We start from the raw sequence: 1078 nt of genomic DNA on the forward strand, positions 1-1078 counted from the left end.
CGCCAGCGCGGTGATGCGGTAAATCATCTGATCCTTTTGACACTATTAAGAGATCAGCATTCTATCTTTAAACTGTGAAATAGTGTCGCACGGAAAATACACTCACAGTGGACAATTGTGAACTCTTGTGACATTAATATTGCTCTTTTACAATCTTCTGAGGCCTGCATGGACCTGGTAGCTTCGCTCCGCGAGCAACACATATCCAAAGTGAACCGCTATTTTCTGCCCGTACTGTGGCTGCTCTTTCTGCTGGGAATGGCGCTGGCGTCCTGGCACGACACCTGGACTGCGGCCCTGCTGGTAGGCTTGCCCGCCGCCCTGCTACCCACTTTGATGATTTTCATGATGCCGCACGCGCTCGCTACGCGAATGGCCGTCGGCGCGGCGGCCATGGTGTTTTGTGCCCTGCACATTCAGCAATCCATGGGCATGATCGAGCTCCACTTCGGCATTTTTGTTTTGCTGGCCCTGCTGGTGTATTACCAGGACTGGCGGGTGATCATTGCCTCCGCCGCCGTGATAGCGCTACACCACCTGCTCTTCAATCAGCTGCAGGAAATGGGCTACGGCGCCATGTGCCTCAGCAAGCCATCGCTTGCCGTCATCATCGTCCACGCCGTGTATGTGGTGATCGAGGCCGCGGCCCTGGTTGCGCTGGCCATCACGCTGGACCGCAAGGCCACCAATGAAGCCCGCAGCCGTCACGCGCTGCAGAGCAGTTTTGACGGCATGCGCCGCACGGTCGAACAGGCCCACGCCGGCATTCGCGCCATCACGGCGGCCGCACACGAAATTTCCAGCGGCAGTAGCGACCTGTCGCAGCGTACCGAAACGCAGGCCGCCAGCCTGGTCGAAACAGTGGGCACGATCGACCAGTTGGCGCGCACAGTACGCCAGAATGCGGACGATGCTCACGCAGCAAATGAACTGGTGCTTGATGCGTCCACTGTAGCAGTCGAAGGCGGCGGCATGGTGTCGAAAGTAGTCGATACCATGGGCGCCATCCGCGACAGCTCGCGCCGCATCGTGGAGATTATTTCGGTCATCGACGGCATCGCGTTCCAGACCAATATCC

General features: G+C 58.0%; 1 protein-coding gene. It reads left to right on the forward strand.

Annotated features, from left to right (window positions below; genetic code table 11):
- Nucleotides 1-168 precede the first annotated feature (168 nt).
- A partial coding sequence (locus AB4Z11_RS32390; RefSeq protein WP_442030379.1) for a methyl-accepting chemotaxis protein occupies nt 169-1078 on the forward strand: 910 nt, incomplete at its 3' end.

This window comes from Pseudoduganella sp. RAF53_2, from assembly GCF_052113985.1.
In the GTDB taxonomy this organism is placed as follows: Bacteria; Pseudomonadota; Gammaproteobacteria; order Burkholderiales; family Burkholderiaceae_D; genus Rugamonas.